The 14,091-nt window shown below is 57.7% G+C and carries 10 protein-coding genes; 7 read left to right on the top strand and 3 right to left on the bottom strand.

Going from position 1 to position 14,091, the window contains the following annotated elements; all coding sequences use genetic code 11:
• The first annotated feature begins 13 nt into the window (after positions 1-13).
• From LIO64_RS07375 to LIO64_RS07350, 6 genes are read left to right on the top strand one after another with little or no spacing between them, the layout of a single operon-like run.
• Entirely contained in the window at positions 14-1,615 is a 1,602-nt protein-coding gene (locus LIO64_RS07375; protein ID WP_290548798.1) for a hypothetical protein, read from the top strand.
• Entirely contained in the window at positions 1,612-2,601 is a 990-nt protein-coding gene (locus tag LIO64_RS07370; protein WP_290548797.1) for an ABC transporter ATP-binding protein, read from the top strand. The genes LIO64_RS07375 and LIO64_RS07370 overlap by 4 nt, the downstream gene beginning before the upstream one ends.
• Complete coding sequence (locus tag LIO64_RS07365) at positions 2,598-4,049, top strand: hypothetical protein (protein ID WP_290548796.1); 1,452 nt, start codon at positions 2,598-2,600, stop codon at positions 4,047-4,049. The genes LIO64_RS07370 and LIO64_RS07365 overlap by 4 nt, the downstream gene beginning before the upstream one ends.
• A 34-nt stretch (positions 4,050-4,083) precedes the next feature.
• A complete protein-coding gene (locus tag LIO64_RS07360; protein ID WP_290548795.1) occupies positions 4,084-4,956 on the top strand; it encodes a DUF58 domain-containing protein in 873 nt (290 codons plus the stop codon).
• Positions 4,957-4,983: 27 nt separating this feature from the next.
• Positions 4,984-6,711: a BatA domain-containing protein gene (locus LIO64_RS07355; protein ID WP_290548794.1), complete on the top strand. Its 1,728-nt coding sequence runs from the start codon at positions 4,984-4,986 to the stop codon at positions 6,709-6,711.
• On the top strand, positions 6,708-9,275 hold the full coding sequence (locus LIO64_RS07350) for a VWA domain-containing protein (RefSeq protein WP_290548793.1): 2,568 nt from the start codon (positions 6,708-6,710) through the stop codon (positions 9,273-9,275). The genes LIO64_RS07355 and LIO64_RS07350 overlap by 4 nt, the downstream gene beginning before the upstream one ends.
• Positions 9,276-9,278: 3 nt before the next feature.
• On the opposite strand, the gene LIO64_RS07345 is transcribed toward LIO64_RS07350, so the two are convergent.
• The 3 genes from LIO64_RS07345 to LIO64_RS07335 form a co-directional block, all read right to left on the bottom strand.
• Positions 9,279-10,595 carry a hypothetical protein gene (locus tag LIO64_RS07345; protein WP_290548792.1) on the bottom strand — a complete coding sequence of 439 codons (1,317 nt, stop codon included), beginning with the start codon at positions 10,593-10,595 and terminating at the stop codon, positions 9,279-9,281.
• Positions 10,596-10,765: 170 nt separating this feature from the next.
• Positions 10,766-11,803 (bottom strand): low specificity L-threonine aldolase, encoded by a 1,038-nt coding sequence (locus LIO64_RS07340; RefSeq protein ID WP_290548791.1) that lies wholly within the window; start codon positions 11,801-11,803, stop codon positions 10,766-10,768.
• 192 nt (positions 11,804-11,995) lie between these two features.
• On the bottom strand, positions 11,996-12,991 hold the full coding sequence (locus LIO64_RS07335) for an L-dopachrome tautomerase-related protein (protein WP_290548790.1): 996 nt from the start codon (positions 12,989-12,991) through the stop codon (positions 11,996-11,998).
• Positions 12,992-13,636: 645 nt separating this feature from the next.
• On the opposite strand from LIO64_RS07335, the gene LIO64_RS07330 reads away from it, so the two are divergent.
• The gene (locus LIO64_RS07330) at positions 13,637-14,059 is read left to right on the top strand and encodes a hypothetical protein (protein WP_290548789.1); all 423 of its coding nucleotides are present in this window, start codon (positions 13,637-13,639) and stop codon (positions 14,057-14,059) included.
• Positions 14,060-14,091 lie beyond the last annotated feature (32 nt).

The raw sequence follows: 14,091 nt of genomic DNA, 5'->3' as shown, positions 1-14,091 counted from the left end.
CTCTCCTGCTCCCATGTTCCGCCAGCCTCTCTCCCATTCATGGCTGTTCCTCAGCCTTCTTCTGCTTCTTGCATTCAGCAGTTCCGGACTCCATGCAAGCCCCGTTGCCAAGCCCCCCATTGTTGCAACCCTGGATAAAGCGTTTGATTACAGCGCGAAAAATTGCCGCGTCCCTTTCCGGGTAAAACTGGAAAATACAACCTCCTCAGACAGAACCGCCACCCTTGAACTCAAGGAAAGCTGGGGAAGCGGGAAGGGCAACAGCCACACCTATCCCTTCTTCATTCCCGCAGGGGAAAGCATTCAGGCGGTCGTTTATCCGTCTGTTTCCTACAATCTCCTCTATGAAATAAAGGAATCCAGCGAAGGAAGCTTTTACATTGATATAAATACCGATACCAAAGACCTCTATGCCGTCATCCAGGAAAACACTCCGGCGGACTGGCACCTGTTATCCACCTCTTCTTTCGATGCCGGCGTCTCTCCCTGTGACCTGATGAAATGGCCTGCCGACTACAGGGTGTATGAAGGCCAGAGCTGCCTCATCATTCCGGAAAAAACCTATCAAACCTATTTCGACGAAGCCCACCGCAAAGCCATTCGCCAATGGGTGCTGGGGGGCGGCAACCTGTGGCTGATCGGTGACAAGGGGCAGCCCGTCTCCGCACAGATGCTGGGCCATGGGCGCATCCTGCACGTGCCGTCTCTGGAAGGGCTGCCGGAGAAGGAAAAAAAGCTGAAGCTGGAAGAATTTGTCAAACTCCATGTAAAGAGAGGCAGTTACCCACCGCTCTCCGCCACCGCTCCCTATTTTCTTTCCACCCCGTCCACGCTGCTGGGGCTGGTGCTGATCATTTTTGCCGTGCTCGTCGGTCCCATGTGCCTTTTCCTATGGGCTCCCGCAGGCAAGCGCCACAGGCTCTTCCTCCTGATTCCGTCCATTTCCCTGGGATTTTCCATCCTGCTGTTCCTCCTCATCCTGATCGGAGACGGAATGGGAGGCACGGGAAAACGGGAGGTGCTTATCCAAATCAATCCGCAGGACCATTCCGGCCTGATTACTCAAAGCCAGATCTGCAAAACCTCCGTCCTTCTGAGCAACTCATTCAAACTGCCGGAAAATGCCGGCATCACGGGAACAAGGCTGGAAAGAACAGGCAAATCAACACGGAACACAGAGGATATAAAAAATGCGACGCGCCAGGGAGAATGGTGCGGAGGAAACTGGTTTACCAGCCGCTCCACGCTCAAGCACCAGCTCATCATGCCCGTTGCCACCAGGGCGGAGCTAACCCTGCTGGAAACGCTTCCGGACGGAACCCCCGTGTTCCAAAGCACTTTCCCGGGGACGCTGCGTCACCTTGCCTACCAGGACGCCTCCGGAAAATACTGGACCATTGAACAGTTGCCTCCCGGACAGAGAACGCACGCACTTCCGTCCGTCCCGGTAGAGAAACCGTCCGAACCTCTTCCGGAACACTTCCTGGCGACCATGGACCCGGTGGAAGGGGAACTTGGTCCCATTTCCACGCTGCCTTCCATCACCTGGGAAAAAACCACGATCACCGTATCCGGTCCCGTTTCCGCCACACCCCAGCCCCACGAACAACCATGAGCACGCCATTTCTGCTGGAGGTTTCCGGCCTGACCAAATCATTCGGTCCTCTGAAAGCCGTCAATAATGCCTCCTTCTGCATCCGCCAGGGCCAGGTAGTCGGCCTGATTGGCGCCAACGGTGCCGGGAAAACCACTGCCATGCGCATGCTGGCTACGCTGGAAACGCCTGATTCCGGACAAATCCTGATCAACGGAATCAACGCCGTAGACTATCCTGAACAGGTCCGCCCCCTGATCGGATGGATGCCGGACTACTTCTTCCCTTATAAAAACACCAGCGTCCGGGAATACCTGGATTTCTTCGCCAGGGCATACGGCATCACCAGGGAACGGCTGCTGGACGCCGTGGACGAAGTGGTTGACTTTACGGAACTGGACGGACTCCAGGACCAGATGATCAACAAACTCTCCAAGGGGCAGACGCAGCGGCTCTGCCTGGCCCGCACCCTGATCAGCGACGCGCAATTCCTTATTCTGGATGAACCGGCGGCCGGACTGGACCCCAAAGCCCGCATTGAATTCAAGAACCTGGTCCATCTGCTCAAATCCCGCGGAAAAACGCTGCTGATCAGCTCCCACATTCTCTCGGAACTGGGAGAGATGTGTGATTCCCTGCTCTTCATGGACGCCGGAGCCATCGTCCATGACGGCGGCATGGAAGACCTCCTGCACCGGAAAACGGAATCCGGCTATGTCTTTGAAATCCGCACGGCGGGAGACAATACCGCCCCCCTGGAAGAATGGCTGGACCTTCACCAGGGCTGGAACGTGCGTTCCGTGCAGCAGCACGGGGTGGTGGCTACTTTTTCCTCCTGTGAGCCGGAAGCGGTGGCTGCGGAGCTCCGCCAGCTATGCAGGGATCTTCCCGTAATTGACTTCCACCGCAGTGAACGCCGCCTGGAAGAAGCCTTTGTAGACATCCTCATCCGCCGTGACCAGGAGACTCCCTTAACCCCGGAACCTCCAACCTCCCCCGTCTTATGAATACCTCCCGCTCTCTGGATTTCCCCATCTGGGTACCCTCCGCCCTGGTCAAGGAACTGCGCCAGGGCCTCAGGACGCCTGCGTTCATCGTGCTGACCAGCCTGATTCCCACCCTGCTGGCCTTCTTTTTTCTGTTCAGCTTCATCGTCAATCCCTTTGATGGAGAACCCTTCATCAGTCCGGACGGCTGCCAGGTCATCCTCTGGGGTACCATGATCGTTACCCTGCTTTTCATCATGCCGATTCGGGCATCCACTTCCACCAGGGAAGAACTGCTCTCCAGAAACAATGAACTGCTGCTGCTCACCAGGCAGAGCGCAGGCCGCATCGTCCTGGGGAAATGGATATCCTTCATGGCCCAATCCCTGCTGATTATGTTCATCTCCCTGCCTTTCTTCCTGATCCGGTATTACTACGGCCAGATCGACCTGGTGCAGGACATGGCCCTGTTTGCCCTTCTTTACCTGGGATCCGGCATTCTGACCGCGTACACCCTCTGGACCTCCGCCATGCCCTCCCTTCTGCGTATCATTGCCTTCTTCTTTCTGGGTATGGGCGTGCTGACCATAACCATCAGCCCCATGGACCTGATCTCCTTCCAGGAGGAGATGGGGGAAAGCCTTTTCCTGGCCTTCATCATTCTGGTTGATGCGGTCCTGATGACCTCATCCCTGCTTCTTCTGGCCAGGGAATGGTTCTCCCCTGCCGCACAGAATACAGCCGCCCCCCTAAGGAAGCTTCTGCTGGCCTTCTTCATCCTCTTCATCATCCCTCTTCCCTTCCTTGAGCATGCAAGTTCCTTCATTCAAAAGACGATGAGCGTCCAAATCATCTTTCTGATGCTTTATGGAGCCTTCCTGATGATTGTCAACCTGACTGCCCCGGCGCACCTTCTCCCCATCCATGTAAAGCAAATAAAAAACAAACCGCTCTCCGGGCTCCAGCAATTCCTGTTCCTCCCCGGACTGCCGGGGGGCGTCTTCTTTACCCTGCTGCTCAGCATCCTGTCAGTGCTGGCCCTGTACTTGATTGACCGTATGACGGGCACTTTCAAATTCCACTCCTTCCCCTTCCTCTTCTGCCTTACGGTCGGCATCTGGTATGCCCTTGTCATGCCAGCCATACTCCTGAAACCTCTCTGGAAAAAACTGAAAAACAACACCCTTCTGGCCTATGCCCTGATATGGCTCGTCCTCTCCCTGCTGCTGAACGTATTGCATTCCATCCATCTCGCCCTTCCCATCATCCCCGGCGGGTATTTATATGAACTGATAAATGAGAAATCCCTGCCGCCCTTCAGCGAATTCTCCCTACTCAGCCTGATTAACCTGGTTGCCGGGATGGTGGCACTGTTCCTGTCCAGCCAATACTGGTTCGCCGTGCGCCGAAACGCCTCCGCTTCTTCACCGCCTCCGGAACCGGAAGCCGGTCTCCAGGGACGGAAATAAGCCATCCACAGCCGCTTTTCTTCCTTGCGACAGCATGCCCTTTTCCCCTCCATTCCATCAGGAAATCCAAACGGACTCCGAGCAGGCGGCACGGCGCTTCCGCCTGCCTTTTTCCAGACGCGCCTGGAGCGGCGCGCAAGGCAGCTGGACGGGGATGGGAGCTGGAAGTTCCATTGACTTCCAGGGAAACCGTTCCTACCAGTGGGGAGATGATCCGCGCGACATCCACTGGGCGGCGTATGCCAGAACCGGGCAGCTGACCATGAAAGTCTTTCAGGCGGAACTTTCCCCGCGCGTCGACGTCGTGGTGGACGTTTCCGAATCCATGTTCTTTCATGAGGCCCGCGCTGCTCGCACACAAAGCCTCCTCAGATTCTGCCTGCTCTCCGCCGTCCGGACGGGAGCCCAGGTCCGGCTTCATGCGGTTAAGGGGCGCAGGATTTCCCCCCTGGAGAACGCGGACGTCCTTTCCGGCCAAGGGCTCGCCAGGGTCCGGAACCTTCCGCCGGATGAATCCATGCCCGCCATCTCCATCTGGCGGCCCAACGGCATGAAAATCCTCATCTCCGACCTGCTCTACCCCGGAGAACCGGACGCCCTGCTGGGCTCCATGACCGCTCAAAAAGGCCTGTCCATCATTCTAACCCCCACCCTGGCGGAGGAAGCAGTGCTCCATGCCGCCGGAAACGTAAAACTTAAAAACTGCGAGTCAGGCTTCATTCGCCGCCAGCTCGTCACTTCCTCCGTGTCCAAACGGTATGCCCGCGCCTACGCAGCCCACTTTGAATTATGGGCGGCAGCCTGCCTGCGCCACCAGGCCGTTTTTGCCCGCATCCCCTGCACGGGAAGCCTGACGGAAGCCCTGTCCGGAGAAGCGCTCCGCCAGGGAGCCGTAGAACTCTCCTGAACCGCTTCATTTCCCATTCCTTACGCCATGATTCCCCATTTCACCAATACGGCCGCGTTATGGGCTCTTCTGGCCATTCCCCTCATCATCGCCATCCATTTCCTTCAGCACAAAACGAAGGAGCAGCCTACGGCCACGCTCTTCCTGCTGGAAGCGCTGTCTCCGGAAGCCCATGAAGGAAACATCTGGGACAGGCTGCGCACCTCCCGCTCCTTCTGGATGCAAATTCTGGCCGTCCTCCTGCTCACCTGGGTCCTGGCCGCTCCCGTATGGCCCGGCAGGGACGCCAGCCAGACTGTGGTCTTCATCCTTGACGATTCCGCGGACATGGCCCCGTTCCGCGAAGAAGCTATCCGCGCTGTTTCCCGGGACATGGACGCCATCCGCCAATCCGGAATACCCTCCACCTGGATCCTCATGGGCAGCCTTCCTTCCAGCAGGCCGTTTTACCGTGGAATGGACTCCCGCAAGGCTTTGCAGGCCCTGGACAAGTGGCATCCCCATGAAGGAACGCATGATGCCGCTCCGGCCCTGCGTACGGCCGCGGCCATTGCCGCTCCTGCGGGCATCACGCGGCTGGTCACCTCCACCGCACGCCGGGTGCCTCCCGGTCAATCCGCACGCGGGGTGGGCAGACCGCTGGATAACGTGGGCTTTGCAGGAATCACTCCGGTAGAAGGCAACGGCTCTTCCCACTGGAGGATCGCCGTCAAAAACAACAGCTACGTCCCTGTTCAAACCACTGTCACCATTCATGCGGACAACGGTAGCCCTCCCTCCGGACAGCCGCTTCACCTGAATCCTGGAACCGTCACGGAATTCGAATACAGCCTTCCCCCGGAATGCGGAAAAGCCATGCTCCGACTCCCGCCGGACGCCTTTCCTGGGGATGATACGCTCCTGCTGGTCCGGGCTGTTCCCAAACCCGTCACCGTCAGCATGGACCTGCCGGAAACGGCTGCGGGAACATTCCGTAAAATCATGGACGGCATTCCCGGCTTCACCCCCGCCCCGGCGGCCTCCACGACTTCACTCCGTCTGTTGACGGAAAAAACGTGGAACAACCGGAAGCCGGGAGGACCAGTCATCATTCTGGCGGCCGGCGGCAGGCCTTCCTCCGGAACCGTCACGGCGGAACGGCATCCGCTGACCGATGGCCTGAACTGGAGCGGTCTGCTCGTGCCTTCCATCGGCAGCATGGTTCCCGGAGAAAAAGCTTCCATCCTGCTCTGGCAGGGGGAAGCGCCCCTGGCATGGGAAGAAAACGGCCGCCTTTTTCTCAACTGGGCCTGGGAAAAATCCAATGCGGAACGCATCCCGGCCCCTCTGCTCATGATCCGCAGATTCATGCAATCCATCCAGGACCAGCAGCCCGGCACGCGTCACGGCAACCTTCCGGGGGGCACTCTCCTATCCATTCCTGCGGGCGGAAAACTTATTCAGACCATGCCGGGGGGAGAACGCCGGGAGGCCATCTTCTCCGGCAGGCTTCCGGAAGAAGCGGGTTATGTGGAAATCCTTTCCCCGGGACCACGCAAAACATCCCTATTCCAGGGCTCCGTCTGGTTTTCCGACGCCCGGATGGGCGACTTTTCCCATTGCTCTTCTTTTGACACCGGCCTTCCCCCGCCCCATGCGGAAACGCTCCGGAACATGAAGCATGACCCGCTCGCCTTCCTCTGGCTGGCGCTGGCCATGCTGGCTCTGATCGTTTCCTGGCTGCCTTCCATCCCTGACAAATCCCTGCGCCCATGATCCAGTTTACCTCCCCGGAATGGTTTTTCCTGGTTCCCCTGCTGTTTGCAGCCGGATGGAAATGCAGGCGCCTGCACCTGGGTTCCCCGCTCCGGTTCCTGCTCCTGGCATGCCTTCTGCTGGCCCTGGTACAGCCTGTCTTCAACAAGGGAGGCAGCGGCATGGATCTCTGGGTCCTGATTGACAGATCCAACTCCGCCGCAGGAATTCCAGCCTCCGGAGCGGAGGAAATCCAGTCCATTCTGGAACGGAACAAGCATTCCGGAGACCGCATCCGCCTGGTGGACTTTGCCCAGTCCGCCGTACTTCAGGGGCATGGAGACCCCGTCTTTGCCGGAGGAACCGCCGGAACGGACATGGAACAGGCGCTGGCCTACACCATGGCCCAAATGAACCCGGACAGAGTCAACCGCATCCTCATGATCACGGACGGCTGGCCCACCACGCCGCTGGACCATGCGCCACAGCAGCTCGTCCGCTCCCGAATTCCTGTGGACTACCGGCTGGCCGCCACCCACAGGGAAACGGACGTCCGCATTGAACGAATCAAAACTCCGGTCCGCATCCGTCCCGGAGAAGCCTTTATTCTGGAGGCGGTCCTGGCGGGCCCTCCCGGACCGCCGGTCACGGTTCCGTGGGAAATCAGCAAAAACGGAGGATCCCCTCTGAAGGGGGAGGCCACTCTGGTTAACGGGAAAGCCACCGTGAGGTTGACGGACCGCCTGACCGATCCCGGCTGCTCTGCCTATGAAATGACCATCACTCCGCAGAACGATCCCATTCCCGAAAACAACCATGCCGTCAGCTTCATGGAAGTGACCGGAGGGAACAACATCCTGCTGATTTCCGGCTATGACCGGGACCCTCTGGCTCCCTTCCTGGAAGCGCAGGGCTTCCGTGTCCGGCGGCCCGCCAACCTGCGCCAGCTGGACGCGCGCCACCTGGCCGGCGCCGGACTGGTCATCATCAACAACATTTCAGCCTCTTCCGTGTCCCCGGACTTTCTCTACGCCCTGGACTACTACGTGCGGGAGCAGGGCGGCGGACTTCTCATGTGCGGCGGCAGGCAAAGCTTCGGCTCCGGGGGCTACTTCTCCTCCCCCATTGACGAACTGCTGCCCGTCTCCATGGAAATGAAGAAGGACAAAATGAAACTCATCACCGCCATGAGCATCGTTCTGGACCGTTCCGGCTCCATGGCCACCTCCGTCTCCGGGGGAAAGACAAAAATGGACCTGGCCAACTCCGGAGTGTGCCAGACCATTTCCCTCCTGTCCGAGCAGGACTTCATCTCCGTCCACGCCGTAGACAGCTCCCCGCACACCATCGTCAGCCTGGGCAACGTGGGCGCCGACCGGAAACGAATGCTGAACAGCGTCTCCAGGATCGCCTCCATGGGCGGAGGCATCTTTATAGGAGTAGGGCTTAAAGCGGGCTGGGGGGAACTCCGGCGCTCCGTAGCCGGAACCAGGCATCTGATTCTTTTTGCGGACGCGGATGATTCCGAGGAACCGGACGACTACAGGGAGACCCTGAAAGAAATGGTGAAAGAGGGAACTACCGTGAGCGTCATCGCCCTGGGCAGTGAAAAAAGTTCAGACGCCGCCCTGCTCAAGGAAATAGCGGAACTGGGCCAGGGCCGCATCTTCTTCTGCGACCGTCCGGGAGACATCCCCAACATCTTTGCGCAGGAAACCATCAGCGTGGCGCGCTCCGCCTTCATCCGGGAACGCACCCCCCTTCATGGAACGGCCGGATGGCTCCAGATAGCGGCGGCCCAGCCCGCGTGGCCCCCGGCCGTAGACGGCTACAACCTGTGCTATTTAAGGGACGGAGCCACGGCGGCCTGCGTGACGGAAGACGGGAATGAAGCCCCCCTCGTATCCTTCTGGAACCGGGGGGCGGGACGGACAGCCGCCGTCACGCTGGCCATGGGAGGGGAATACGGCCACTCCATCCAGCAATGGAACGGCTACGGCGACCTCATTCAAACCCTGGCCCGTTGGCTCAACAGGCAAAATCCCCCGCAGGGCTACTCCGTACGGGCGGATACGGAGGGAGACAGGCTCCGGGTGCGGCTTTACTACAGTGACGACAACACCCCCCGGCTGGCGGAACGCATGCCGGAAATCTCCATGGACTTCTCCGGAAAGGAAGGTTCCCGGACACAAGCCGGCGTCTGGGAACATTTACAGCCGGGCGTCTTCCAGTGCAGCTTTCCCCTGCCGCACGGCGTCATGGCGCGGGGTGCGGTCCGCATTGGAAACAGCGTTATCCCCTTCGGTCCCGTCAACCATCAGGTCGACCCTGAATGGACCATGCCGCCCGCAGCCAGGGAGGCCTTTCTGGATCTGGTAAACCGCACCGGAGGCAGGGAACGGATAGACCTCCCTTCCATCTTTCAGGAACCCAGGCCCGCCACAAACCTTCAGCTGCGCCCCTTCCTGCTGTGGGGCGCCTGCATCCTGGTGGTGCTGGACGCCCTGTTCACCAGAACGGAACTGCTGCCGCGCAGGCGCCTGCCGCAGGACATCCCGTCTTCCTTTCCCTCCCGGAAAGAATGACCCTTAATTGAAAATTCCCTTCAAGGCGGACTGCTCCTGAGGCGTCAGCTGGTCGGACCACACCGCGTCTCCCCCGCGGGCGGGCCGTGCGCCCTGGCCGCCGTGTTCCAGGCCCCTCCGCTCCTTCTCCGGAGAGGGGGCCGCCATTTCCACCCCTGCCGCATCGCCCAGGGCGGCACGGCTCAAATCCTCGTTCACCGCCCGCTGGGACACCGTATCAAGCTGTTTGCGCTCTTCCAGCTCAAAGGCCAGGGGAGCATCCCCGCGGCCGCGGTCCACTCCGCCTCCCCCGGTTTCATCGTCCCCTCCTTCCCCCTGTCCACGGGCCATCGGAGCGTTGTCATCAGGTGACGCGATAAAGGACATGCCGCACTGGCCGCACATGCTGCGCAGCTGCTGGGCAGCCTGCTCCAACTGGTCCTTCAACCGGCGCGCCGTCTCCGGATCAATCTCCCGTGAAGGGAGGGCCGCCTTCAATTCCTGAAGCTGGCGGCTCATGACGCCGCCCGGTTGGAGAGCCTGGGATTCCATCCCTTTCAAAGCCTCCTGAAGGGACTGCATCCCCTCCGGACTGGATGCGCCATTCCGGCTATCCAGCAGGGACAGAGCGGAATCCGTCTGGTACAACTGGTTGGACAATCCGGCAACGGCAGCAGCCGTCTTGCCCTTCAGGGCATCCGCCGCTTCCAGCCCCGCATGGGAATACATCTCATTCCACGACATCTGTTTCAGGACATCCAGCTGCTCCCTGAAGGGTTCCAGGCTCTTCTCATCCACACTCTCCATCTCCTCCAGGCGGTCCAGGGCTTCCTCCACCTGGGACAGCGCGGGCGGCAACTCCGGAAGCTTCCGGACAGCCTGCTGAACAGGCAGCGGCAGCAACGCGCCGCAAACCATCAAAGCCACGCCTCCCGCCAGCCAGCCCAGGCACCACACGGAACGCACCCGAACCACGGGATGTTGCGGCACGGCCCTCTCCGGCCCCTCCGTGGAATTCCCCCACTCCTCGCGGGCGCTCAACGCCGCATGCAATCCCATCTGTTCATCCAGAAAAGCCGCCGCGTCGCGCCTGCTGAAAAAACGCCCCCGGAGTTTTCTCCAACCCCATGCCGCCAGAAACAAAACCGCCGCGGAAAGGGATATTGCCGCCAGCCAGCCCCAGTCAACCCCTAACCTGCGGCCACCGTACCATGCCATCCCCAAAACCGCCCCGGCGGCAAAAAAGGGAATGCACAGGCACTCCGCCGTCATCACCGCATTGACCAGCCACTGCACCCGGGAAATCCGGGCCGGCCATTCCTGTCGAACTATTAAGGGCATATCCGCATCATGACCGATCCCCCGCTCCCCGGAAAGATAAAAATCAATCTCCCTTCCATGAACCTGGGGAAGCCTTCTTCCAAGGGGACGATCACCGGAAAGGCCATTCCCGCCCCTCCGGCGGAGAAACCCTGGCGGATACCCCGGCGCGCCCTGGAAAAGGAAAAACTTCAGCACAAACGGCCGATATCCGAGATCAATTCCCGGACGTCTTCCTCGCGCGTGGCCCAGCTGGTGCAGAAGCGTACCGTACTGTGGGATTCATCCTCCCGGCGCAGATAGGCAAACCCGTACTTCTTCCTCAATTCATCCAGAACGGAATCAGGCATCGTGACAAACTGCTGGTTCGTCCCGCTGGCAACGGGCAGCGCAAGCCTCCTGGAGCGGCAGAAATCCCGGAGCATCACGGCCAGCCTGTCCGCATGGGCCCCAAGCCGGAAATAAAGGCCGTCCCGGAACAGCTCCAGAAACTGGATTCCCAGGAGCCGCCCCTTCGCAAGGCGTCCGCCCTTCTGCTTGGCAATGTAGCGGAAATCCTCCTTGAGGGAATCATGGCGCAGAACCAAAGCTTCCCCGAACAGGGCGCCGACCTTCGTGCCGCCTATGTAAAAGGCGTCGCAGAGAGAGGCAATCTCCGGCAGATCCAGATCATTGTCTTCAGCGCACAGGCCGTAGCCGAGGCGCGCGCCGTCCATATACAGGTACAGTCCCCTGCGGCGGCAGACTTCCGCAATCTCCTGAAGTTCCTTCCGGGAATAAATGGTGCCCAGCTCGGTCGGCTGGGAAATGTAAACCATTCTGGGCTGCGGCATATGCTCATGCGTTTCATCGCCCCAATGGGCGTGCCATGCATCCTCAATCTGCCGTGCCGTCAGCTTTCCGTCCAGGGAAGGAAGGGCTGAAACCTTGTGACCGCAGGCCTCCACGGCACCGGACTCATGCACGTTGATATGGGCCGCATCCGCGCACAGCACGCATTGATGGGGCCGCAACGCCGCCGCAATCACCGTGAAATTGGTCTGGGTTCCTCCAATGAGGAAATGAACGTCCAGGTCCGTTCTGCCGCACAGGCTGGCAATCAGCTCCCGGGCCTGCCCGCAATAGGGATCTTCCCCGTATCCGGGCGTCTGTTCCATATTCGTTTCCGCCAGCCTGCGGAGAATATCCGCATGGGCGCCCTCACTGTAGTCACAGTTGAAAAGAATCATTGTCTTCCTGAAAAACGCGGGGACCATAGCCCCGGGAGCTTTTCATGTAAAGGAATATGAACTGGACCCCGGAACCGGACCGGACAGTAGCGGCGCCCCCCTGCAAAGGCCGGAAAAAGAGGACAGGACTCCCGGAAGGATTCCTGCAACACGGGCCGGAGCAACAACCGTCCTCCGTGCTGCCCCGGCTGCTCATTCCGGAAGCTTTACCCTCTTCAGCGTAAACTCCATGTTGGAAATATCCCCCTTGGCCTCCTGAATGCGGGAATTGGTGAAATAAAGATAACCGTCATGGATGCTGAACGTATCCGGCCAGCTGATTCCGGGGCCGGAAGCCAGCACCTTGATCTCCCTGCGGTCCGGAGTGAGGTAAACGATACGGTTCTTTTCCAGATCCCCCATGTACAGATTGCCGCGGCCGTCCATGATCATGCCGTCCGGAGAAGGCGTCTTCATGGAAAAAATCCCGTCCTCCTCCACCTTCCGGTCAATCAGTTGGCGGGTAGGTATTCCATACAGGGTTTTGCCCGTCAGGGCGTGGAAATACAGGATGCCGTTCTTCCTGTCCAGGGCAATTCCATCGGAATGAACCTTCCCGTCATGCCTCTTTCCTCCAACGGTAATATGATCCTGCTCCGCCGTGGTATACGGATGATGGTCCAGCATGCGGTAATTCTCCCCGCTCTCCATGTCCAGAACGATCAGGCCCGGATCATTGGAATCCGTAAAATAAATTTTGCCGTGGTCGCGGTCCACGCGCAGGTCATTCACATAGGAATCCGGCCTGGTGGACTCAGCCAGCGGATACTTCCTGACCAGCTTGTCCGTATGGAGATCATACACGTACAGCGTAGGAACCGCGACGGTCTTGCCAATCATGGGATTCTTCGTATCAATCACATAAAGCCTGTCCCCGTCCGCAGCCACGGACTGCACGCACACAAACGCATCCCCGTCTCCGGGCATGCCTTTCTCCCACCGGTTGGTCCTTTCATCCGGATAAGGAGCGTAGCTGCCGTCCTTGCGGACCTGCGCCACCGAACACGGAATCTGCTCACGCCAGCGGGGAAAATTGACAAAAATCCTTCCCTTGTCCGTCACCGTCACTCCGGTCACCTGTGCCCCCTTGAACGAGGCGACATCCTCAATATTCCCCTCCGCCCGGCCGGACAGAGCAAAAGCATACATGAGGAATAAAAAAACAAAGACGGAAAAAACGAAACATTTAACGGGGGACATGGGATGTGATCTTTCTATTCACTGCAAGACAACACAGCAACTTCCCGCGTTCATTTCACAAGAGTCAGTTCCCCCTTCCCTGCACCGTTTCCATCACTTGCGGACAGAGCTCCCAAGCACCCGCATTATACGCCCTATGGAAAAAAACAACTATCCCTTAAAACCAGTAAGGCCCTGCAAGCAGTTAACTTGCAGGGCCTTGTTTGGTGCGCCCGAAAGGACTCGAACCTTTCACTATGACAGAGTTAAAATATAAATACTTATAATCAACGACTTACATTTTTACCAAATGCAATATATGTCAAAAATTCAAAAATATCATTGTGTTTTAGGAGATTTTTAGTGTGAGCAAAGTGTGAGCAAAAATCTAAACTCCCCCTTTTTTGAAAATGACTTCTATGTGTCCTTTCTGAAAACCATAGAAGGGTCACGGATGCGATAAAAAATAAATATATCGCAGAGAAGGAAAAAACGTACTTTTTCGAGTTAGAAAATAAAAAAATAAAAAAAGTAAGTAAATTTTTTTGTTCCAAATGTAAAGAAATATGAAGGGTTTATCAAGCTATAAACCAAAACTATAAAATTAAAATATATATGGTTAACATATTATTGAAAAAATTAATGGAACATCGTCCTAGAATGGCGAACAGAATCATATTGTTAATCTCTATTATTGAGCACAATAAAGAGAAGAGAATAGCAAATATCTTTCGCAAGAAAGAAATAGCATTAATGATGGGAATCAGCCCCGCCGCTATCTGTGGAAAGCATTGGAAACGCTGGGAAAAGTATCTTTCCTTATTCTTCAATATTGAAAATAAAAACGTTTATTACGCGTTTACTCCCAAGTATGAATGCAACGAGGAAAACCAGTTTAGTTATTATCAGGGACCTAAAAAGACAAAGCCTTTTGAAGTCGCTCCTAACGTGCTGGAAAAGAGGAAAGCATTTTTTCCTTGGATGAAAACGACGGAAGAAATCGAAGCTGAACGTTTAACAGCATTCTTTGCCCATTAACAATTTATTATAAACCAAGCCCCTTCCCATTT

It is taken from the genome of Akkermansia sp. (assembly GCF_020860705.1).
GTDB lineage: Bacteria > Verrucomicrobiota > Verrucomicrobiia > Verrucomicrobiales > Akkermansiaceae > Akkermansia.
This window is presented reverse-complemented; position numbering and strand designations above follow the sequence as displayed.

Bases quoted from the DNA above. Each gene is read 5' to 3' on its own strand.
- LIO64_RS07375 (WP_290548798.1), top strand. From the start codon at position 14: ATGTTCCGCCAGCCTCTCTCCCATTCATGGCTGTTCCTCAGCCTTCTT.
- LIO64_RS07370 (WP_290548797.1), top strand. From the start codon at position 1,612: ATGAGCACGCCATTTCTGCTGGAGGTTTCCGGCCTGACCAAATCATTC.
- LIO64_RS07365 (WP_290548796.1), top strand. From the start codon at position 2,598: ATGAATACCTCCCGCTCTCTGGATTTCCCCATCTGGGTACCCTCCGCC.
- LIO64_RS07360 (WP_290548795.1), top strand. From the start codon at position 4,084: ATGCCCTTTTCCCCTCCATTCCATCAGGAAATCCAAACGGACTCCGAG.
- LIO64_RS07355 (WP_290548794.1), top strand. From the start codon at position 4,984: ATGATTCCCCATTTCACCAATACGGCCGCGTTATGGGCTCTTCTGGCC.
- LIO64_RS07350 (WP_290548793.1), top strand. From the start codon at position 6,708: ATGATCCAGTTTACCTCCCCGGAATGGTTTTTCCTGGTTCCCCTGCTG.
- LIO64_RS07345 (WP_290548792.1), bottom strand. From the start codon at position 10,595: ATGCCCTTAATAGTTCGACAGGAATGGCCGGCCCGGATTTCCCGGGTG.
- LIO64_RS07340 (WP_290548791.1), bottom strand. From the start codon at position 11,803: ATGATTCTTTTCAACTGTGACTACAGTGAGGGCGCCCATGCGGATATT.
- LIO64_RS07335 (WP_290548790.1), bottom strand. From the start codon at position 12,991: ATGTATGCTTTTGCTCTGTCCGGCCGGGCGGAGGGGAATATTGAGGAT.
- LIO64_RS07330 (WP_290548789.1), top strand. From the start codon at position 13,637: ATGGTTAACATATTATTGAAAAAATTAATGGAACATCGTCCTAGAATG.